Annotated in this window: 20 protein-coding genes; 6 read left to right on the top strand and 14 right to left on the bottom strand. The window is 64.8% G+C overall.

Annotated features, from left to right (window positions below):
• Nucleotides 1-2 precede the first annotated feature (2 nt).
• The 5 genes from EUB48_RS06560 to EUB48_RS06580 all read right to left on the bottom strand — a co-directional run bounded on the left by EUB48_RS06560 (nucleotide 3) and on the right by EUB48_RS06580 (nucleotide 4,628).
• Nucleotides 3-761, bottom strand: coding sequence for an ABC transporter ATP-binding protein (locus tag EUB48_RS06560; RefSeq protein WP_142818140.1), 759 nt, complete (start codon nucleotides 759-761; stop codon nucleotides 3-5).
• Complete coding sequence (locus tag EUB48_RS06565; RefSeq protein ID WP_420821437.1) at nucleotides 758-1,558, bottom strand: ABC transporter ATP-binding protein; 801 nt, start codon at nucleotides 1,556-1,558, stop codon at nucleotides 758-760. The genes EUB48_RS06560 and EUB48_RS06565 overlap by 4 nt, the downstream gene beginning before the upstream one ends.
• Nucleotides 1,555-2,418, bottom strand: coding sequence for a branched-chain amino acid ABC transporter permease (locus EUB48_RS06570; RefSeq protein ID WP_142818141.1), 864 nt, complete (start codon nucleotides 2,416-2,418; stop codon nucleotides 1,555-1,557). The genes EUB48_RS06565 and EUB48_RS06570 overlap by 4 nt, the downstream gene beginning before the upstream one ends.
• Before the next feature lie 83 nt (nucleotides 2,419-2,501).
• On the bottom strand, nucleotides 2,502-3,383 hold the full coding sequence (locus tag EUB48_RS06575; RefSeq protein ID WP_142818142.1) for a branched-chain amino acid ABC transporter permease: 882 nt from the start codon (nucleotides 3,381-3,383) through the stop codon (nucleotides 2,502-2,504).
• 87 nt (nucleotides 3,384-3,470) lie between these two features.
• The gene (locus tag EUB48_RS06580; RefSeq protein WP_142818143.1) at nucleotides 3,471-4,628 is read right to left on the bottom strand and encodes an ABC transporter substrate-binding protein; all 1,158 of its coding nucleotides are present in this window, start codon (nucleotides 4,626-4,628) and stop codon (nucleotides 3,471-3,473) included.
• A gap of 122 nt (nucleotides 4,629-4,750) precedes the next feature.
• Between EUB48_RS06580 and senA the strand changes: the two genes are divergently transcribed.
• On the top strand, nucleotides 4,751-6,004 hold the full coding sequence (gene senA, locus EUB48_RS06585) for a selenoneine synthase SenA (protein ID WP_244618349.1): 1,254 nt from the start codon (nucleotides 4,751-4,753) through the stop codon (nucleotides 6,002-6,004).
• A gap of 19 nt (nucleotides 6,005-6,023) precedes the next feature.
• On the opposite strand, the gene EUB48_RS06590 is transcribed toward senA, so the two are convergent.
• Entirely contained in the window at nucleotides 6,024-7,172 is a 1,149-nt protein-coding gene (locus tag EUB48_RS06590) for a substrate-binding domain-containing protein (protein ID WP_142818144.1), read from the bottom strand.
• A gap of 50 nt (nucleotides 7,173-7,222) precedes the next feature.
• Between EUB48_RS06590 and EUB48_RS06595 the strand changes: the two genes are divergently transcribed.
• The 4 genes from EUB48_RS06595 (at nucleotide 7,223) to EUB48_RS06610 (ending at nucleotide 10,627) form a co-directional block, all read left to right on the top strand.
• A complete protein-coding gene (locus EUB48_RS06595; RefSeq protein WP_142818145.1) occupies nucleotides 7,223-7,957 on the top strand; it encodes an ABC transporter permease in 735 nt (244 codons plus the stop codon).
• A 211-nt stretch (nucleotides 7,958-8,168) separates the two neighbouring features.
• On the top strand, nucleotides 8,169-8,882 hold the full coding sequence (locus EUB48_RS06600; protein WP_142818146.1) for an ABC transporter ATP-binding protein: 714 nt from the start codon (nucleotides 8,169-8,171) through the stop codon (nucleotides 8,880-8,882).
• Nucleotides 8,879-9,754 carry an ABC transporter substrate-binding protein gene (locus EUB48_RS06605; protein WP_142818147.1) on the top strand — a complete coding sequence of 292 codons (876 nt, stop codon included), beginning with the start codon at nucleotides 8,879-8,881 and terminating at the stop codon, nucleotides 9,752-9,754. The genes EUB48_RS06600 and EUB48_RS06605 overlap by 4 nt, the downstream gene beginning before the upstream one ends.
• 9 nt (nucleotides 9,755-9,763) lie before the next feature.
• Entirely contained in the window at nucleotides 9,764-10,627 is an 864-nt protein-coding gene (locus EUB48_RS06610; RefSeq protein WP_142818148.1) for a molybdate ABC transporter substrate-binding protein, read from the top strand.
• On the opposite strand, the gene EUB48_RS06615 is transcribed toward EUB48_RS06610, so the two are convergent.
• The 7 genes from EUB48_RS06615 to modA form a co-directional block, all read right to left on the bottom strand.
• Nucleotides 10,618-12,099 (bottom strand): ATP-binding cassette domain-containing protein, encoded by a 1,482-nt coding sequence (locus tag EUB48_RS06615; protein WP_142818149.1) that lies wholly within the window; start codon nucleotides 12,097-12,099, stop codon nucleotides 10,618-10,620. The two genes, EUB48_RS06610 and EUB48_RS06615, sit on opposite strands and share 10 nt — an antisense overlap.
• Nucleotides 12,096-13,022, bottom strand: coding sequence for a branched-chain amino acid ABC transporter permease (locus EUB48_RS06620; protein ID WP_077560522.1), 927 nt, complete (start codon nucleotides 13,020-13,022; stop codon nucleotides 12,096-12,098). Before EUB48_RS06620 ends, EUB48_RS06615 begins: the two co-directional genes overlap by 4 nt.
• Before the next feature lie 2 nt (nucleotides 13,023-13,024).
• Nucleotides 13,025-13,900 carry a branched-chain amino acid ABC transporter permease gene (locus EUB48_RS06625; RefSeq protein WP_077560523.1) on the bottom strand — a complete coding sequence of 292 codons (876 nt, stop codon included), beginning with the start codon at nucleotides 13,898-13,900 and terminating at the stop codon, nucleotides 13,025-13,027.
• A gap of 94 nt (nucleotides 13,901-13,994) precedes the next feature.
• Entirely contained in the window at nucleotides 13,995-15,263 is a 1,269-nt protein-coding gene (locus EUB48_RS06630; protein WP_244618350.1) for an ABC transporter substrate-binding protein, read from the bottom strand.
• Between the two features lie 131 nt (nucleotides 15,264-15,394).
• Complete coding sequence (gene modC / locus EUB48_RS06635) at nucleotides 15,395-16,486, bottom strand: molybdenum ABC transporter ATP-binding protein (protein ID WP_210411705.1); 1,092 nt, start codon at nucleotides 16,484-16,486, stop codon at nucleotides 15,395-15,397.
• The gene (gene modB, locus EUB48_RS06640; RefSeq protein WP_244618351.1) at nucleotides 16,483-17,184 is read right to left on the bottom strand and encodes a molybdate ABC transporter permease subunit; all 702 of its coding nucleotides are present in this window, start codon (nucleotides 17,182-17,184) and stop codon (nucleotides 16,483-16,485) included. Before modB ends, modC begins: the two co-directional genes overlap by 4 nt.
• Before the next feature lie 38 nt (nucleotides 17,185-17,222).
• A complete protein-coding gene (gene modA / locus EUB48_RS06645; RefSeq protein WP_142818150.1) occupies nucleotides 17,223-17,978 on the bottom strand; it encodes a molybdate ABC transporter substrate-binding protein in 756 nt (251 codons plus the stop codon).
• Between the two features lie 121 nt (nucleotides 17,979-18,099).
• On the opposite strand from modA, the gene EUB48_RS06650 reads away from it, so the two are divergent.
• Nucleotides 18,100-19,188, top strand: a complete 1,089-nt coding sequence (locus EUB48_RS06650; RefSeq protein ID WP_244618352.1) for a patatin-like phospholipase family protein — start codon at nucleotides 18,100-18,102, stop codon at nucleotides 19,186-19,188.
• Nucleotides 19,189-19,204: 16 nt separating this feature from the next.
• Here the strand turns inward: EUB48_RS06650 and EUB48_RS06655 are convergent, their stop codons facing one another.
• Nucleotides 19,205-19,903, bottom strand: a complete 699-nt coding sequence (locus tag EUB48_RS06655) for a CDGSH iron-sulfur domain-containing protein (RefSeq protein WP_142818151.1) — start codon at nucleotides 19,901-19,903, stop codon at nucleotides 19,205-19,207.
• Nucleotides 19,904-19,997: the final 94 nt, after the last annotated feature.

Consider the following 19,997-nt stretch of genomic DNA (forward strand, 5'->3'; position numbering starts at 1 on the left):
CGTCAGCTGCCCAGGTAGGCTTCCTGCACCCTGGGGTTGACCAGCAGCTCGCGGCCGGTGCCGGCGAGCACGATGCTGCCGGTTTCGATCACGTAGGCGCGGTTCGCGATTTTGAGCGCCTGGCGTACGTTTTGCTCGACCAGGAAGATGGTCAGGCCAGCCTGGTTGATCTCGCGCAGGGTGCGGAAAATATCCTGCACGATGATCGGTGCCAGCCCCATGGACGGCTCGTCCAGCAGCAGCACGCGCGGCTTGGCCATCAGGGCCCGGCCAATCGCCAGCATCTGCTGCTCGCCGCCCGACAGGTTGCCCGCCAGGCCGCCGGCGCGCTCCTTGAGCACGGGGAACAGGTTGAAGACGTAGTCGAGGTCGTGCGCCCGCCCGCCCTTGTCGCGCCGCGTGTAGGCGCCGAGTTCCAGGTTTTCGCGCACCGTCAGGGTGCTCAAAGTGGCGCGCCCTTCGGCCACCTGCACCACGCCGCTGGCAACAATCTTGTGCGGCGCCATTTTGCTGAGGTCGCGGCCATCGAATGTGACGCGGCCAGCAGCCTTCTTGACCAGACCCGAGAGCGCCAGCAGGGTGGTTGATTTGCCGGCGCCGTTCGCGCCCACCAGCGTGGTGATCTGGCCCTCGTGCAGTTCCAGGTCGATGCCCTTGACCGCTTCGATCTTGCCGTAGGCGACCTTGAGGCCGCTGACCTGCAAGAGAGGTGCGCGTGTTGTCGCCCCCGCCGCGCTGGCCACTTCCTGCACGGCGCTCATGCGGTTGCTCCCGTGGCGTCCAGGCTGGCTTCGTCCTCTTCGCGGCCCAGGTAGGCCTCGATCACCTGCGGGTCGTTGCGGATCGCGTCGGGGGTGCCGCGCGCGATGATGCGGCCAAAATTCAGCACGGCGATGTCCTGGCACAGGCCCATCACAAAGCGCATGTCGTGTTCAATCATGAAAATTGTGTAGCCGCGCGCGCTGATGTTGCGGATCTCCACCATCAGCTCGACTTTTTCGCTGCTGTTCATGCCGGCCACCGGCTCGTCCAGCAGCAGCAGTTTGGGATTCGTGGCCAGCGCGCGCGCCAGCTCCAGCTTGCGCTGCTCGCCGTAGGAGAGGTTGTCGGCCTTGTCGCTCGCCTTGTGGTCCAGCTTGACCCACGACAGCAGCTCCTGCGCGCGCGCCCGGGCCCGGCGCTCCTCGCTGCGGAATAGCCCGGAGCTGGCCAGCAGGCCGAGCGAGCCGTACTTGAGTTGCGCATGGAAGCCGACCATCACGTTCTCCAGCAGCGACATGTCCTTGAACAGGCGAATGTTCTGGAAGGTGCGGGCAATGCCCAGGCGCGTGATGTCGTGCGGGGTGCGCCCCGCCAGATTCTGGCCGTTGAACTCGATGCGCCCGCTGGTGGGTGGTAGCAGGCCGGTGATCAGGTTGAAGACGGTGGTTTTGCCCGCGCCGTTGGGGCCGATCAGGCCGAAGATGCCGCCCTGCGGGATCTCCAGGTTCACGTCCTGCAGCACCTTGAGGCCACCGAAGTGGCGCGACAGTGTGTCCAGCCTTAGCAAGGTGCTCATATGCGCCCCCCGCGTTTGCCGAACCACTGGCGGAAGCGCGCCGGGTCCCAGATGCCCTTGGGCAGGAACAGCACGATCAGCACCAGGATGAAGCCGTTCACGACGCCCCGGAAGTCCTTGAACGCGCGCAGCAGCTCCGGCAGCAGCGTGAGGATCACGGCGCCGATCACGGGGCCGGTCAGGTTGCTGATGCCGCCAAGGATGGCCATGGTGAGGATGTCCACCGCGCGGTCGAAGCCGTATTCGCCCGGGCCGATAAAAAAGGTCAGGTGCGCGTTGAGCGCGCCGGCCAGGCCCGCAATGGCTGCGCCCAATACGAACGCCAGCATCTTGTAGGCGCCCACGTCGATGCCCATCAGCCCCGCCGCGGTTTCGTCTTCCTTGATCGACTCGAAGGCGCGCCCCACGCGCGAGCGGCGCAGCCGCCAGAGCAGGGCCAGCGTGAGCACCAGGGCCAGCGCCACGTGCCACCACTGGGTCAGTTGCGGGATGCCGTTGAGTCCGAGCGCGCCGCCCGTAATGGATTCTGCGTTGAGCAGCGCGATGCGCACCACCTCGCCAAAGGCCAAGGTCGCCATGGCCAGGTACACGCCCGACAGCCGCAGCGTGGGTTTGCCAATGATGAAGGCCATCAGCGCGGGCGCTGCCATGCCGGCGGCCAGCACGGCCGGGAACGGCGCGCCGTAGTTCATCGTCAGCAGCGCCGAGGTATAGGCCCCGATGCCCATGAAGGCCGCATTGGCGATGGACAGCATGCCGCAGGCGAGCGTCAGGTAGATGGACAGGGCCAGCAGCGCATTCGTGCCCAGCGAGAGCACCAGGTTGCTGTAGATCGACCAGAAGTTGTTGAACCAGTCCATTTCAATGCCCGCCCGGCCGCCCGAAGGGCATTGAGCGCCCCCTCAGGGGGCAGCGAAAGAAGAGAGCGTGGGGGAGCTTCATACTAGACTTTGCGCTCGAGCAGGGTGCCGAACAGCCCCTTGGGCCGCACCAGCAAAATCAGGAAGAGCAGGCCGAAGGCCACGGCGTCACGCATGCTCGAGCCGATATAGGCTACCGACAGCACCTCGGCAAAGCCCAGGAACAGGCCGCCGATCAGCGCGCCGCGGATGTCGCCCATGCCGCCCAGGATGATCACGGCGATGCCTTTTTCCAGCATGGACTTGCCCATCAGCGGGTACAGGGCATTGGAAGACAGGCCGATCAACACGCCCGCTACGCCGCCCAGCCCGGCCGCGACAAAGGAGGTGAGGTAAAACAAGCCCTCGACGTTGATGCCCAGCAGGTAGGCCGCCTTGGGCGATTCGGCAATGGCACGCAGTGCGCGCCCGAGCTGGGTCTTCTTGAGGGCCAGCAGCAGCAGGGCCATCAGCACGAAGGACAGCAGGATGATGCCGAGCTCGAGCGCCGTCAGGCTCAAGCCGCCCAGGCTCAAGGTGGTGTCCGGCACCAGGCCCAGCGGGAAACGCAGGTTCTCTGCGCCAAAAATGCCCTGGATGCCGTTGGTCAGGATGATGCCCACGCCAATGGTGGCAATCATCGGAATCAGGTGCGGTGCATTGCGTGCGCGCAGCGGGCGCAGCACCAGGACGTCGATGAGCAGGCCCATAAAGCCACTGAATCCGAAGGCGAACAGCAGCGCCCCCCACAGCGGCAAGGCGAGGTGCGCCACGGCCTGTTCAGCCGCATACGCGCCGACCATATAGACCGCACCATGCGACAGGTTGATGACGCCCAGCACGCCGAAGATGAGCGTGAAGCCCAGCGCAAACAGGGCGTAAACGCTCCCGAGTGACAAGGCATTGACAAGTTGCTGTTCCAGCACGATGGGGTGCCCCGGACAAGGCGCACTGGTGCGCCGGCAAGAAAAAAGACGGCGCGAAGGGTCGCGCCGTCTGACGGATCATCGCAATTATTTCTCGATCACAAACTTGTCGCCCTTCGTCACGCTGACGATCGCCTTTTGTTGCGCGTCATAACCGGCGGGCTTTCCAGCCTTGTCAACAGCACGGTGGAACTGGAAGGCGCCGGTGGCACCGGTCCACTTGACGTTGGGCAGCGCATTGCGCAGCGCGCTGCGGTCGGCGGCCAGGTCGCCGCTGAGCTTGACCTGCTTGAGCGCCTGCACCAGGATGTGCATGGCGTCGTAGGACTGGGCCGCAAACTGATCGGGCGCTGCCTTGAACTTGTCCTGGAAGGCCTTGATGAAGCTGGTGTTTTCCGCACTGTCGTTGCTGGCCGACCAGGGGCTGCCCACGTACAGGCCGTCCGAGCTGCCCTTGGCCAGAGTGAACACCTTGACCGAGTTCATGCCGTTGCCACCGATGAACGGCACATTCAGGCCGATCTGACGCGCCTGCACCATGATGGGCGCGCCTTCGGCCAGGAGTGCCGACAGCACGATGGCGTCCGGGTTACCGGCCTTGATCTTGGTCAACTGGGCCTTGAAATCGACGTCGCCCTTGGCGAAGGTCTCGGTCGTGGTGACCGGAATCTTCAGGTCTTCGAGCGCCTTCTTGAAGTTGTCGTAGCCGCTCTTGGTGAACACGTCATCGTTGCCGTACATCACCGCCACCTTCTTGATGTTGGCGTGCTTGATGGCTACCCGCAGGGTCTCGGGCAGCACGTCGGCTTCGGTCACCGAATTGCGAAAGATGTAGTCACCAATCGAGGTGATGCCGTCGGCCGTGTTCGAGGTGCCAAAGGCCACGGTCTTGGCGGCCTGGGCGATCGGGTCGGCCGCCTGGGCCGAGTTCGACAGCGTGGGGCCGAACACCATCAGGACCTTGTCCTGGAAAATCAGTTTCTTGAAGACGTTGATGGCTTCTTCTTTCTTGCCCTGTTCGTCTTCGATCACCAATTGCAGCTTGTCGCCATTCACGCCACCCGCGGCATTGATCTCATCGGCAGCGAGCTGGAAGCCGTTGCGGATGGAAATGCCGTATTGCGCGGCGCCGCCCGACAGGGCCTCGGCCATACCGATTTTGATGTCGGCCGCGTAGGCGCTGGCGCCAAAGCCGGCGGCGAGCGCCAGCGCGAGGAGCGAATTTGCGAAAGCTTTTTGTCTCATTTCAAAATCCTTTATGAATACAGGTTGAAAGGTTAGCCGGCGATTTTACATCTCGCAACACCGCCTGCCTTGGCAGGGGGCGAGGGACTTGGGTGGGTTCACACATGGGTCAATAATGAGCGATGCCGTTTGCCTATCCTCGGGCCAGCCCCGCCTCGATCGACTCACCCGACATGCGCCGGGCCGGGCGCGACCTGCTGTCGCTTGCGCTGATGGATGCGCGCAATCACACTTTATACCTGCTCGCCCTTTATGAGAAGGCACTGGGTGCTACGAAAATTGTAGTGACCCAGTCTGCGGAGGTCGAACCTTTGGCGTGGCTGGCGGGCCATATCGGCTGGTTTGCCGAGTTCTGGATCGGGCGCAATACCCAGCGCGCACTGGGCAGTAACTGCCCGCACGAGCCCACGCACCTGGCCTCGATCGAGCCGCAGGCCGACCGCTGGTGGAACCCGCAGCAGGCGGTGCCTGCGGAGCGCTGGACACTGGACCTGCCCGACCTGGCCGCTACCCGGGCCTACCTGCTCGACACGCTGGAGGGTACGCTGGAGTTGCTGGAGAAGGCGCCGGATGAAGACCGGGCGCTGTACTTCTATCGCCTGGCGCTGTTTCATGAAGACCTGCGCGGTGAGCAACTGATCACGATGGCGCAGACGCTGGGCATCGCCCTGCCGATCGACGCACTGGGCGGGCTGCCCGTGCGCGAACCGCTGCTGGTTCCCGCCACCCGCTGGATGCTGGGCTCGGCGCCCGGCGGGTTTGCCTTCGACAACGAAAAGCCGGCCCATGAAGTGCCCGTGCCCGAGTTCGAAATCGATGCACAGCCCGTGACCTGGGCGCAACTTGTGGAGTTTGTCGATGACGGCGGCTATGACCGGCCCGAGCTGTGGCAGCCGCAGGGCTGGGACTGGCTGCAGGCGCTGGCGCAAGCGGAGGGCCGGCGCGGCCCGCGTTATGTTGACCAGATCGGCGTGGCCAGCGGGGCCGTCATGCAAACCCGCTTTGGCAAACCGGCACGCATGGCCGGCAACCAGCTGGCCATGCACATGAGCTGGTGGGAAGCCGATGCCTGGTGCCGCTGGGCCGGGCGCCGGCTGCCAACCGAGGTGGAATGGGAGATTGCCGCCCACACGGCGGTGGGGCGCGGCTTTCGCTGGGGCGACGTGCATGAGTGGACGGCCGGCACGTTCAAACCCTGGCCCGGCTTCAGCGCCGATCCCTGGGAACAGTACTCGTTGCCGTGGTTCGGGCTGGCCCGGGTGCTGCGCGGTGCCTCGTTTGCCACCCGCGCGCGCATGAAGCATCCCAAGTTCCGTGGCTTTGCGCCGCCCGCGCGCGACGATCTTTTTGTCGGGTTTCGATCCTGCGCCGCTTGAGCGTGGCGCGGCCCGGGCGTCAGCCGCCGGCGCGTGGCCGGGCTTTGGGCCTGCGGTAGTCCCACCACGGCAGCACTTCGCGCATGGACAGCACCTCGCCGCTCTGCGCGGCGCGGTACCCCGCAATGGCATTGAGTTGCGTTTGCCACGATGCGCTGCGCAGCAGCTGCAGCAACGCTTGCGGCCCGGGCTGCGCCAGGGCGGACTTGAGGCACACCAGGTGGTAACGCTCCTGCACCAGGGGCACGAAGCCCAGACCGCGCGCGCGCGCGGCCACTTCGATGCCCAAGCCGGCATCGGCCTGGCCGGCCGCCACGGCATGGGCCACCGCCGCATGCGAAGGTTCGGTGTGCTCGTAGCCCGCGATGTCGGCCGGCGTGAGCCGGGCCTGTGCCAGCAGTTCGTCGAGGACCACGCGGGTGCCCGTCCCCAGGGCGCGATTTACGAAGCGCGCGCCGGTGCGTTGCAAATCCTGCAGTGAAGTCAGTCCTTGCGGGTTGCCCGGGGCCACCATCAAGCCCTGGGTGCGCTGCGCAAAGCCGATGATCTTGTGCAGGCCCGGTTGCAGCAGCGGCTTGTAGGTGCGCTCGGCCAGCGAGTGCGCACCGGGCTGCAGCTGCGTGTGAAAACCGGCCATCATGCAGCGGCCCTCGTTGAGCGCGCGGATCGCATCCACGCTGCCGGTGAAGCGCATGTCCAGGTGCAGCGGGCCGCGCGCCGCCTCCTGCGAGCGCGCATAGTCGCGCAGGGTGGCCAGGGCGGTGTCGTGGCTGGCGTAAAACGTCAGCACGTGGGCGCTGTCGTCGAACGCCACCGCGAAGGCGCGCTCCAGATCGCTGCGCAGCGCCTCGATCTGCGGCGCCAGGCGCGCCTGCGCCTGGCGCTCGGACCACATCAGCTTGGTCCCGAATTCGCTCAGTTGTGCCGGCTGGCCTTTTTCCCAGATGATGAGCTCGTTGCCGAGCTCGCTTTCCCAGCGCTTGAGTTCACCCCAGACGTGCCGGTAGGACAGGCCCAGCCCACGCGCCGCGGCGGAGATGGAACCGTGCGCCGCCACGGCCTGCAGCAAATCGATCAAGGGGTTACGGATCAGGGCGGGGCCGCTGATGGCGTCGCGGCCGGCTCCATGCTCGCGGCCAAGGGTGTAGTGGAACTGGAGCCTATGCACGGAACTTCATATGGTCGGAGAGGGTGGGGACGCTTACGATACCGCAAGTTATGCCATCGTTTACCGACAGCGTGGTCACTGCGCTGCTACTTATCTCCAACTTCGACCACGGTCTGTTGACCATTGTGAGCCGCTCGCTGGCCGTGAGCGGCAGTGCCTGCGTGCTGGCCAGCGGCCTGGGTCTGCTGCTGGGGGCCTGGCTCGGGGTCGCGCGCTTCGCGGGCCGCGGCGCCATCCTGACCGTGCTCAACACCCTGCTCGCGCTGCCCTCCGTCGTGGTCGGGCTGGCGGTTTATTTGCTGCTGTCGCGCAGCGGCCCGCTGGGTTTTCTCGGCTGGCTGTTTTCCTTCAAGGCCATGGTGCTGGCGCAGTCGGTGCTGGTGCTGCCGGTGGTCGCCGCGCTGACGCGCCAGACCGTGGAGGATGCGGAGCGGGCGCACGGCGAGCAACTGCGCTCCATGGGCGCCGGGCCGCTCATGCGCAGCCTGTTGCTGGCATGGGACGAACGCTATGCGCTGCTTACCGTGCTGATTGCCTCCTTTGGCCGCGCCGTCTCGGAAGTCGGTGCGGTGATGATTGTCGGCGGCAACATCGATGGCTACACCCGCGTCATGACCACCGCCATTGCACTGGAAACCAGCAAGGGCGATTTGCCGCTGGCGCTCGGCCTGGGCCTGGTGCTGCTGGGCGTGGTGCTGGGCCTGAACGTCGTGATTGCGCTGCTGCTGCGCTGGCGCGAGCGCCTCGACGGCGGCTACGACGTGGCGCGGGTGCTGCCGGCATGAGCGCCGCCCGGCCGCCCGAAGGCGTGAAGGCCCCCTTGGGGGGCAGCGAGCCACGCGCAGTGGGCGAGCGTGGGGGCGGCATGAGCCGCCGGGCCGCTCCCAAGGCGAATACCGCAGCGCGTCGTGCGCAGGTTATCCAATGAGCGCTGCGTGGCCGTCCGAAGGCGCGAGCCAAGTCGAATACCGCAACGCGTTGCGCGCAGGGGACCCGATGAGCCCGTTGTTCCGGCTCCAGGGTGTCGATGTCCGTTTTGGAAATCTGGCAGCGCTCTCAAAAGTAGAGCTGAATATCAAGGGTGGGCAAGGGGTTGCGCTGATTGGGGCCAACGGCAGTGGCAAGAGCACCTTGCTGCGCCTGTTGCATGGACTGGCCACACCCAGCACCGGGCACATCCAGCGCGACGCCGCGGTGCGCCAGGCCATGCTGTTCCAGCGGCCCCACATGCTGCGTACGTCCGCCCGCAACAATGTGGCGCTGGGTCTGTGGCTGCGCGGCGTGCGCTGGGGCGATGCCAAGGCGCAGGCGCTGCGGGCGCTGGGCCGGGTGGGCCTGGCCCGCGTCGCCGACCAGAACGCCCGCACCCTCTCGGGCGGCCAGCAGCAGCGGCTGGCGCTGGCGCGGGCCTGGGCGTTGCAGCCCGATGTGCTGCTGCTGGACGAGCCCACCGCCAGCCTGGACCCGCATGCCAAGCGCGAGGTGGAGGCTTTGATGGCCGAGTTCTCGTCGGGGCAGGACGGCCGGGCCATGACCATCATCTTTGCCAGCCACAACCTGGGTCAGGTCAAGCGCCTGGCCAGCCGCGTGCTTTACCTGGAGCGCGGGCAGCTGCTGGCCGACTTGCCGGTGCATGAATTTTTCAACGCCGGGCGCCTGCAGCAAGTGTCCTCGGCGGCGCAATTGTTTGTCAAAGGAGAGCTCGAATGAAATCTCGCACATCTGTCACATGCCACCATATTTTCAAGCCTTTTCGTGCTGCAACCCTTGTCCGGTGGGGGCTTGTAGCTACGCTTTCGGTAGCATCGTGGAGCGCCGGCGCGCAGCCGGCGGCAGCGCAGGCGCAGACCATCGTGATGGCATCGACCACGTCAACCGAGCAGTCGGGCCTGTTTGGCTATCTCCTGCCGGCGTTCAAGAAGGCCAGCGGCATCGATATCAAGGTGGTGGCCGTGGGCACCGGTCAGGCGCTCGACATGGCGCGGCGCGGCGATGCCGACGTGGTGTTTGTGCACGACCAGGCGGCCGAGGAAAAGTTCATGGCCGAGGGCTACGGCATCAAGCGCTTTCCCGTCATGTACAACGACTTTGTGCTGATCGGGCCGGCCGCCGACCCCGCCAAGGTCAAGGGCCGCGATATCGTTGGGGCCCTCAAAAGGCTGTCTGCCGCCAATGCCAGCTTTATCTCGCGCGGCGACAAGAGCGGCACCGATGCGGCCGAGCGGCGTTACTGGAAACAGGCCGGCCTGGCGGACCACAAGGGCACGGGCTACAAGGAGTGCGGCTGCGGCATGGGGCCGGCGCTGAACATTGCTTCGTCCACCGGCGCCTATGTGTTGTCGGATCGCGGCACCTGGCTGAGCTTCAAGAACCGCGGCGACCTGACGGTGCTGGTCGAAGGTGACACCAAACTCTTCAACCAGTACGGCGTGATGGTGGTGAACCCCGCCAAACACCCGCAAGTCAAGGTGCCGCAGGCGCAAAAGTTTGTGGACTGGGTCATCTCGCCCGCTGGGCAGACCACGATTGCCGGCTACAAAATTGAAGGGCAGCAGCTTTTTTTCCCCAACGCCACCCAGTGACCGCACATCATGAGACTTCTATTTCGGGGTGCCGCCATGGCGGCCGTCACAGCGATGCTGGTGGGTTGCGCCAGCAGCAAGGCGCCTGTGACTGCTGAAGCGCCACCCCACGCGCCGGCGGCCGTGCAGGTGTATGCGGCGGGCAGCCTGCGCGAGGCGCTCACGCTGATCGCGAGCGACTACGAAGCGCGCACCGGCCAGGCGGTGGTGCTGACCTTCGGCGCCTCGGGCTTGCTGCGCGAGCGCATTGAAAAGGGAGAAGCGGCGCAAGTCTTTGCCTCCGCCGATATGGATCATCCCCGGCGTCTGGCGGCTGGCGGCGGCTGGCAGGCGCCCACGGTGCTGGTGCGCAACGCCCTGTGTGCGCTGACCAGCGACCAGGTCAACGCCGCACCCGCGACGCTGCTGGGGACCCTGCTGCGCCCTGCGATTCGGGTGGGGACCTCCACACCCAAGGCCGACCCGTCGGGCGACTATGCCTGGGCGCTGTTTCGCAAGGCGGACGAGATACAGCCCGGCGCCTATGCGGTGCTGGACGCCAAGGCGCTCAAACTCACGGGTGGGGCCGATTCGCCCAAGCCGCCGCCTGGTCGCGGTACCTATGCCTGGATCATGGAGCAGCGCCGGGCCGACGTGTTCCTGACCTATTGCACCAATGCGATGGCCGCGCAAAAAGAAGTTCCGTGGCTCAAGGTGGTGCAGCTCCCGCCCGTGCTGCAGGTCGGTGCGGCCTATGGCTTGACGGTACGCACCACTGCGCAGCCATCCGCCGCCCAGCTCGCGCAGGCCCTGATGGCGCCGCCTGCGCAGGCGGTGTTCAGGCGCTTTGGCTTCGGTCCCCCGCCTTCAGGTCTTGAGCCGCCTCAAAGGTAATCGCCGCCCGCCTCCTTGGCAAAGCGGCCCGGGTCGCCTTCCCAGACGATGCGCGCGTGTTCCAGCACATAGACGCGGTCGGCGTGGGGCAGGGCGAACGTCACGTTTTGCTCTCCCAGCAGAACGGTGATGGGCGTGGTTTGCCGCAGCTTTTCGAGCGCCTTGGAGAGCTGCTCGAGAATCACGGGCGCCAGTCCGAGTGTGGGCTCGTCGAGTATCAGGATCTCCGGCTTCATCATCAGGGCACGCCCGATGGCCAGCATTTGCTGCTCGCCGCCGCTGAGCGTTTGCGCCATCTGCGCCTGGCGCTCCTGCAGGATGGGAAACAGATCGAACAGCCACGCGAGCTGCGTTTCCCGCTCCGCGTCGTCGAGATGCTGGCCGCCCAGGTCCAGGTTCTCGCGCACACTCATTTCGCCGAACAACTCCCGCGTCTCCGGACACTGCACGATGCCGCTCTTCGCGATCTGGGCTGGTGTGCGCCCGCGCAGCCGCTGTCCGCCCCGCACGATGTCTCCCGTATAGGGCAGAAAGCCGGAGATGGTGTTGAACAGGGTTGTCTTGCCGGCGCCGTTGAGTCCGACGATCGAGACGAATTCGCGTTGATGGATGTGGATCGATACGTTTTCCAGCGCCTGGGCTTTGCCATAGTGGACGCTGATGTTTTCGACCTGCAGCAACGGTATCTTGTCCTTGAAGCTGGTTTCGGGGCGCGCCGAGGTTTCGATGGCGCCGCCGAGGTAGACGCGCCGCACGGTCTCGTTGCGCATGACTTCATCGGCGCGCCCCGTCACGATCTCTTCGCCCAGGTACATCGCAAGCACGCGATCGACGAGCGCCGAGACGCTCTTCACATTGTGATCAACCAGCAGCACCGCGCGGCCCTCGTCGCGAAAGCTGCGTATCAACTCGGAAAAGACGCTGACCTCCGCGAGGGTCAGCCCCGCGAAGGGCTCGTCGACGAGAACGACCTTGGGGTCGCGCGCAATGGCCTTGGCCAACTCGAGACGGCGCAGATCGGCAAACGCCAGCGTGGGCGGCCGGCGATCCAGTACCGGGCCGAGACCCACGCGCTGCGCGATCTGCCTGGCGTGTTGCGTCAACGAGGGGTCCGCAAATACCTTTAGCAAGCTGTCGGGCAGCAGCGCCACCATGATGTTTTCAAGCACCGTCTGCCGGTTCAGGGGCCGCGAATGCTGGAATACCATGCCGAATCCGCGCCGGGCGATCTTGTGGGCCGCAAGCCCGGCCAGGTTTTCCCCCTGGAAGAGGACCTGGCCTGCCGTGGGGCGTTCGATCCCCATGATGCTTTTCATGGCGGTCGATTTGCCCGAGCCGTTGGGCCCGATCAGCCCGAAGATTTCCCCGGCCGTGAGGCTGAAGCTCAGGTTCTTGACGGCCGTCAGGCCGCCAAAGGTCTTGGTAAGTCCGCGGACCTCGAGAATGGGGGCGGCTGGTGCGGCGGGCGTCACGACCGGGTTCCTCGCGACAGAACAACGCCCAGAAAACCGTTCGGGAAGAAAAGGATGACGAGCAGGGCGACGCTGGACACGATGAAGGTCGCGAGCTCACCGGTTGGCCTGAGGAATTCGCCGGCGACGATCAGGAAGATCGCCCCCAGCGCGGCGCCCAGCACCGTGCGCCGCCCCCCCAGCACTGCGGCAACGATCACCTGGACGCCTACGGCAATATCGACCACCGTGCCGACCGACGCGGTTCCCATGTAGAACACCAGCAGGGCGCCCGCCAGCCCGGAGAAAAATGCACTGACGATGAAGGCGGCGAGCTTGTGCTTGATGATGTTGAAGCCCAGTGCGCCGGCCTGCACGGGATCCTGCCCGCTGGCCTGCAAAATCAGGCCGACCGGCGACTGCGCCAGCCCGAACAGGATGGCGCCGCTCAGTGCCATGAAGCCCAGTGCGATCCAGTAATTGACGCCGGCATCGATGGAGAGCACATCCGGGATCGTGAGTCCGATTTCGCCGCCCGTGAGGTCCGCAAACACGACCACGAAACTTTGCAGGATCAGGACCGCCACCAGGGTCGTCAGTCCGAAATACGGCCCGCGCAGGCGCAGCGCCGGCAGCGCCAGCACGAAGCCCGCGACGACTGCGGCCAGGGCGCCGGCCGCAACGCACAGATAGAGCTCAAGACCATAGTGGCTGTTGAGGATTCCGGCCGTGTAGGCTCCCACGCCAATCAGAAAGGTCGGGCCAAAATTGACCTCGCCCGCAAAGCCGAACAAAAGATCCCAGCTCATGGCGAACACGCCAAAATAATAGGCAACCGTCAGCAGCCCCAGGATATAGGCTGACACATACCAGGGCAGCGTCGCGGCAATGGCGAGCACCGCCAGCGTGACCCACAGGAAGGGTGACCTGATCCGGCTTCGCATGGTTATCTTCTCCCCAGCAGGCCTTGCGGCCTGATATACATGACGACGATGAGCAGCAGCAGCGCGGGGATTGTTCGATAGGCGGGCGATATCAGATAGGCCGTCATCGTTTCGAGATAGCCGACCACATAGGCGGCAATCAGTGACCCCGAGACGCTGCCAAGACCTCCGAGCACGACGATGGAAAAGGCGCTCGCGGTGAGCGGCCCGACACTGTAGGAGCTGACGCCCAGGAACATGCCCAGCAGCACGCCGGCGATGCCGGCCAGAATGCCGTAGATCGCCCAGACCACAATGTAGATATGGGTCAGCTCGTGCCCGAGCAGGGTGACGCCACGCGGATTCATCGACGCCGCCAGCACGGTTTTCCCCATCTTGGTCCGGTTCACCAGCAGCCACAGCAGACCGATCACCATCCAGCAGATGATGGCAGTGAAGATTTCATTCTTCGGCGTACGCACGCCCAGGATGGAGACCACTCCCTCGACGATGGGCAGAACGGTTTTGGCATTGTTGGTGAAGAAATAGGCAATCAGCTCCTGCAGCATGATCCCCCACAGCAGCGTCGCGGTCAGGATGAAGATTTCTTTTTCTTCGTTGGGGATACGCCTGGAGCGCTGGATCGGTTGGACGACCGCGAAGTAGGTGGCGAGCGCGGCGATCAGTGCCGTCAGCAGGCCCACCAGCGCACCCGCATAGGTGTCGAGGTGAAGCACATTCCCCGCAGCCCATGCGGCCACCGCGGCCGTGACCATCACGGCACCGTGCGACAAATTGAGGACGCCGGACACCCCGAAGATCAGGGTGAAGCCGGTGGCTCCAAGCGCGTACAGCGCGCTGATGGCAAAACCGTCGATCAGGATTTGTAAGGCAAGCATCAGGAATGGCCGGCAAGCAGGCCGCCTCAACGGGTTGGGAAAAGGGGCACGGCCATGCGCCGGAGCGAGCCCCGGCGCATGGCGATGGTCGGAACTACAGGCCGGCGCCGAGTTTCACGAAGCTCGGGAATTTGAGCGTTCCCTTGGCGATTTCCTTGGGCCAGACGGTGACTTGTTTGCCGTCCTGCCATTGCGACATGAGGCCGGTGATCAGGCCCTTGCCGTATTTGATCGAGTGTGTGAACTGGTCATCTTTGCCGTAGAACTGGACGCGGCCAATCGTGCCTTCCCAGTCGGTCTTTTCAAGCGCTGCCACCAGCTTGTCCGCATCGGTTGATTTGGCGCGGCGAATGGCGTCGGCAATGAAGTACACCTCGTCATACGCGGTGTAACCCGCATAGGAGGGAAAGTTGCCAAAGCGCTTCTTGAAGCCATCGCTGAACGGCAAGGTTTTTGGCGTGACGGCGGCGTCGGGCGCGGACACTGCCTGGAAGATGATCCCCGCGGCCGCGCCGTTGGTGTCATTCCAGAAGGTGCTGTTGGAAGCTTGCGAGCTGATCCCCAGCATCGGAATGGGTACCTGCTGCGTCTTCCACTGCACCGTGGGCTGGACACCGACATGCGAAATGCCGGTGATGATGACGTCGGGCTTGGCGGCTTCGATCTTGCTGAAGATGGGGGTGAAATCCGTCGTGTCGGGCGAGAAACGGATGTGATCAAGAACCTTCAGTCCAATCTTGGGCAGGCACTCTTCATATGCCACGTCGAGTGGTTTGGTCCATGCCGCGTCTTCGCTCATGATGACTGCGGATTTCATGTGCTTGCCGTCGACCAGCAGTTCCTTGGCGGCGTCGCAGACCGAGTGCGCGAGGGCGGCGGAGGTCAGGTAGCCATGAAAGGTGTATTTGTTTTTCTCGTAGTCCTTGTGCACGCTCAGGCTGATTTCGTTGGAGGCAGCGCCCGGCGTGATGAACGGCGTCTTCAGGCGCGCCGCCCAGGGCTCCAGCGCCAGCACCACTTCGCTGATGTAGCTGCCGATCACCGCAACCACCTTATCTTCGTTGACCGCGCGCTGAAATGCGCGAACCGAATCGGCGGAGGAGCTGTGATTGTCGTAAGTAACGATTTCAATCTTGCGCCCATCGACGCCGCCCTTGGCATTGATTTCATCGGCGGCCATCTGCGCTGCCTGCGGAATCGAAGCTCCTGCAATCGCCTGCGCCTCCGCGATCACGCCGATCTTGATGGGAGGATCGGCGGCAAAAGCCAGTGTCGGGACACTCGCGCAAAACGCCAGGGTGGCCGCACCCAGAAGCTTGCCCAGTGGGCGGGAAGAGTGAAGTGGAACAAATTTCACCATCATGGTGTGTCTCCAAATTTTTGAGTTTTTTATTTTGGACACTTCAAACTTGAAGCGCATCCGGGTAACCCAGTAGGGTGCGCGACTGCTTTGCCCCGGCGTTTCACGATGTGGTCGGGGGCCGCCTCTGCGGCCTATCCCAGAATGGCCACGCCCTTGATCTGCGCAAATACCGTCTGACCCACCGCCAGCGCCAGCGCGTCGGCCGACTTGAGGGTGATGCGGGCCAGCAGCGGGCTGCCACCCGCATCGAGCCGCACCATGACCTGGCCGGGACTGTCGCTGGCAAGCGCCATGATGGTGGCTGGCAGGATATTGAGAACGCTGGTGCCCGATTGCCGCTGCAGCGTGAGGCTGACGTCGCGCGCCTGAATGCGAACCCGGATGGCGTGTCCCACATGGATCGTTTGCTGGGGCAGGCTGAGCTGTCCACCAGAGAATTCGGCCAGCGTCAGGTGATAGCCGGCCTCGTGGCGGGCAACGGTGGCGCTGATCACGGCGCCGGCGCTGTCGCCGTGGGCCAGCGGCAGGTCCAGCCGCGTCATCAGATCAAAGGTGGCACCGCTGGCGACCATTTTGCCTGCGTCCAGCAGCACCATGTGATCGGCCAACCGGGCAACTTCGTCCGGCGCATGGCTGACGTACAGCACGGGAATATCGAGTTCGCCGTGCAGCCGTTCCAGATAGGGCAGGATTTCGGCCTTGCGTTTGGCATCCAGTGCAGCCAGCGGCTCGTCCATCAGCAAGATGCGCGGACTGGTGGCCAGTGCCCTGGCAATGGCCACGCGCTGGCGCTCGCCGCCCGACAGTGTGGCCGGCGAGCGCTGCATCAGGGGCCCCATGCCCAGCAGTTCCACCGCTTGTGCCAGCGACACGCGCCGCTGTGCCGGGGGCACCCGTTTCATGCCGTACGCCATGTTCTGGGCCACCGTGAGGTGTGCAAACAGGCTGGGCTCCTGGAACACATAACCCAGCGCGCGCTGGTGCGTGGGCACGAACAGGCCGCGCGCATCGTCCTGCCAGACCTCGCCATTGACTTCCACATAGCCGCCCCGGGCGCGCTCCAGCCCCGCGATGGCGCGCAGGCAGGTGGTTTTGCCCGAACCGGAGGGGCCGAACAGGGCGCTGACCTTGCGTCCCGGCAGGGCAAGATCGACGTCGAGCGCAAAGCCGGCGTAGTTCAGTTGCAGGCGCGCCAGCACCGCGGGATGGCCGTCGGTGCTCACCGGCTCAATCCGGTTTTACGCTGTCCTGTGGGGTTCAGCGTGTACAGGGCCAGCAGCACGGCAAACGAAAATGCCACCATGCCGGCCGACAGCCAGTGCGCCTGCGTGAATTCCAGTGCTTCGACATGGTCGTAGATTTGCACCGACACCACGCGCGTCTTGTCGGGGATGTTGCCGCCGATCATCAGCACCACGCCAAACTCGCCCACGGTGTGTGCGAAGCCCATCACGGTGGCCGTCAGGTAGCCCGGTCTGGCCAGCGGCAGCACGACGCTGAAAAACGTGTCGAGTTTTGAGGCGCGCAGCGTGGCCGCGACCTCCAGCGGCCGCTCGCCGATCGCCTCGAACGCGTTCTGGATCGGCTGCACCACGAATGGCATGGAATAGAGCACCGAGCCCACCACCAGGCCGGCAAAGGTGAACGGCAGCACGCCCAGCCCGAGCGACTGGGTCAGCTGGCCGAGCGGCCCGTTCGGCCCCAGCGTCACCAGCAGATAAAAACCGAGCACACTGGGTGGCAGCACCAGGGGCAGCGCCACCAGCGCACCCGCCGGACCCTTCCACCAGGAACGCGTGCGTGCCAGCCACCAGGCCAGCGGCGTGCCCAGTACCAGCAGGATGAGCGTGGTCAGCCCCGCCAGTTCCAGCGTCAGCCTGACGGCGCTCCAGGCGGCGTGACCCAGCGCATCAGCGGGCAAGTGCGCCTCCCCGCCGTTGGGCTTGCGGGGCAGAGCGCCTAGATGCCGTAGCCATAAGAGAGGATCACCGCCCGGGCCTTGTCACCCTTGAGGTAGGTGAGCAGGGCGGTGGCGGCCTGGTTGTCTTTGGCGCGATTGAGTTGCACCGCGTCCTGGCGCAGCGGGGCGTGCAGATTTTCCGGAACGATCCAGCCGGAGCCGCTCTTGATCTTGCCGTTTTCGAAGACCTGTGACAGTGCAATAAAACCCAGTTCCGCGTTGCCGGTGGACACAAAGCTGAAGGTCTGGCCAATGCTCTCGCCGGTCACGAACTTCGGTTGCAGGCCGGCCAGCAGGCCCAGCTGCGTCAGCGTCTGCACCGCCGCCGCGCCATAGGGCGCGAGCTTGGGCGACGCGATGGCGATGTTCTTGAAATCGTTCTTCTTCAACACATCGCCCTGGGCATCCACCACACCAGCTTTGGCCGACCACAGCACCAGCTTGCCTGTCGCGTAGGTAAAACGGCTGCCGGACACGGCGTCGCCTTCCTTTTCCAGCCGGGCGGGGGTGGCCTCATCCGCCGAGAGGAACACATCGAAGGGCGCGCCGTTCTTGATCTGCGAATAGAACTTGCCGGTGGAGCCGAACGACAGCTGGGCCGTGTGGCCCGTGTCCTTTTCAAAATCCGCCGCGATGACTTTCATCGGCTCGGTGAAGTTGGCGGCCACCGCGACCTGCACGGTTTCGGCGCGCACCGCGGCAGACAGGACCAGCGCCAGCACGGTACCCAGGAAATGGGGAATGCGTGGAGTCATGTGTGAAGTGCCTTCGCTATTACTTTTGTGAATAGCGAAAGTCTAGCAACCGGATAGTTAGGGAAAACCCTATACTGTCTCGGCACTCATTCGGTATCGCGCCGGTCACAAAGGAATTCGTTTGACCCAAAACAGACAAACGCCCCACCGCTCCGCCGCCACGAGGCCATCAGGCCTGAGCCTGTTCAGGCGCCTGATGGGCACGTCGCCGGCCCGGCTCAATCTTGCACTGCAAGGCGGCGGCGCGCACGGGGCCTTCACCTGGGGCGTCCTGGATGCGCTGCTCGACGATCCGCGCATCCAGTTCGAGGGACTGAGCGGCAGCAGCGCCGGCGCCATGAACGCCGTGGTTTTTGCCGATGGCTGGATGAAGGGCGGGCGCGAGGGTGCGCGCCAGGGCCTGCTCGATTTCTGGACGCAGACCGGCAAGCAGATACCTTGGGGGATGATGACCCAGGGCGAGGGCGACGCGATCAGCCTGTCGCCGGCCGCCAGGCTGCTGACAAGCTGGGCCGGCTACTTCTCTCCATCGCAACTCAACCCATTGGGCCTGGACCCGTTGCGCGATCTGCTCAACGCCCAGGTCGACTTCGAGCGCTTGCGCACCCACAGTCCGTTCAAGCTGTTCGTCGGCACCACGCAGGCGAACACCGGAAAACTGCGGGTGTTTCGGGAGAGCGAACTCAGCGTCGACGTGCTGCTCGCCTCCGCCTGCCTGCCCAAGATCCATCATCCGGTGGAGATCGATGGCGAGCCGTATTGGGACGGCGGCTATTCGGCCAATCCCGCGGTGTTTCCACTGTTCTACGACTGCGATTCGCGCGATGTGCTGCTGGTGCTGCTGAGTCCGCTCGAGCATGAAGGCACGCCGCGTACGGCCCCGGAGATCGAGGCGCGCATCGTCGAGCTGGCGTTCAGTGCCCACTTCATGCGCGAAATGCGGATGGTCGCCCGGGCCATCGAATTCTCGGGCCCGACATTCCTGACGCTCGGACGGCTCGAGCGGCGGCTGCACAAGACGCGGTTTCACATGATCGATTCCGCCCATCTGGCGAGTCTGCAGCGCACCGAGACCAAGCTGCTGACCTACGGCCCGTTCCTCGACCTGCTGCGGGGGCAGGGGCGCGAGCGTGCTTGCAACTGGCTCGCGGATCACGGCGACGCCGTTGGACGGCGATCGACGGTCGATGTGAAGAAGTGGTTCGCCTGAGAGCGGCGTGGCCCGCTCAGCGCTCGTCGCTGAACCCGATCGACACATGCGTGCCGTCGCAAAACGGCTTGTTCTTCGAGGCGCCGCAGCGGCACAACGTCATGCGGTTGCGCACTTCGTATTCGAAGCCGTCAGCGCCGACCAGTTGCACACCGCCGCGCACCGCGAGGGGCCCGGAGCAATTTTTGGCGGGGTCTTCGATCAGGCGTACCGAGGGCTCGTATTTCGGCTCGATGGGCTGGCCCGTCGCGTTGTCCCACGCCACCAGCCGCCCTGACGGGCAGTCACAGGTCTGGTGCACGAAATGCTCGCGCGCGGCCGGCTTATCCGTTTCGTTCACGAGACTCCAGACTTTCCCATGCGGGTCGCAAAAGCGCGCAAATGCGCACAGGCTCTCGGCATCCGTCAGCGACATCGTCGGGCCCCGAATCACCCGGGCTTGCTCCAGATAGGGCTGGCGGCTCGCGGTCTCGGTGCCGTCAAATCCGACCTTCGCGTGGGTGCCGTCGCAAAACGGTTTGTGGGAGCTGTGGCCGCAGCGGCACAGCGCGTATTGCGCCTGGGCTGGGTAAGTCGGCCCCGGTTCCCATTTGATCGACTCGCCATCGTCGTTGGTGCCAATGACCTCCTTGCCGAGCGAAACGCCGCCCGAGATGAGATACGGGCCGTTCTTCGTGATCTTGATTTTCGCGCCTGCGGGTTTTTGCGGATCCATCGGAGGCCTCCAGTTGGCGAGCGTGCGATGACGCATTTCGCACAATGCGTTACTGTAGCGAATCACGGCGTCGGCGCAAGGCCCTGCAAACCAT

The sequence above is a fragment of the Rhodoferax sediminis genome (genome assembly GCF_006970865.1).
Taxonomy (GTDB): Bacteria; Pseudomonadota; Gammaproteobacteria; order Burkholderiales; family Burkholderiaceae_C; genus Rhodoferax_A; species Rhodoferax_A sediminis.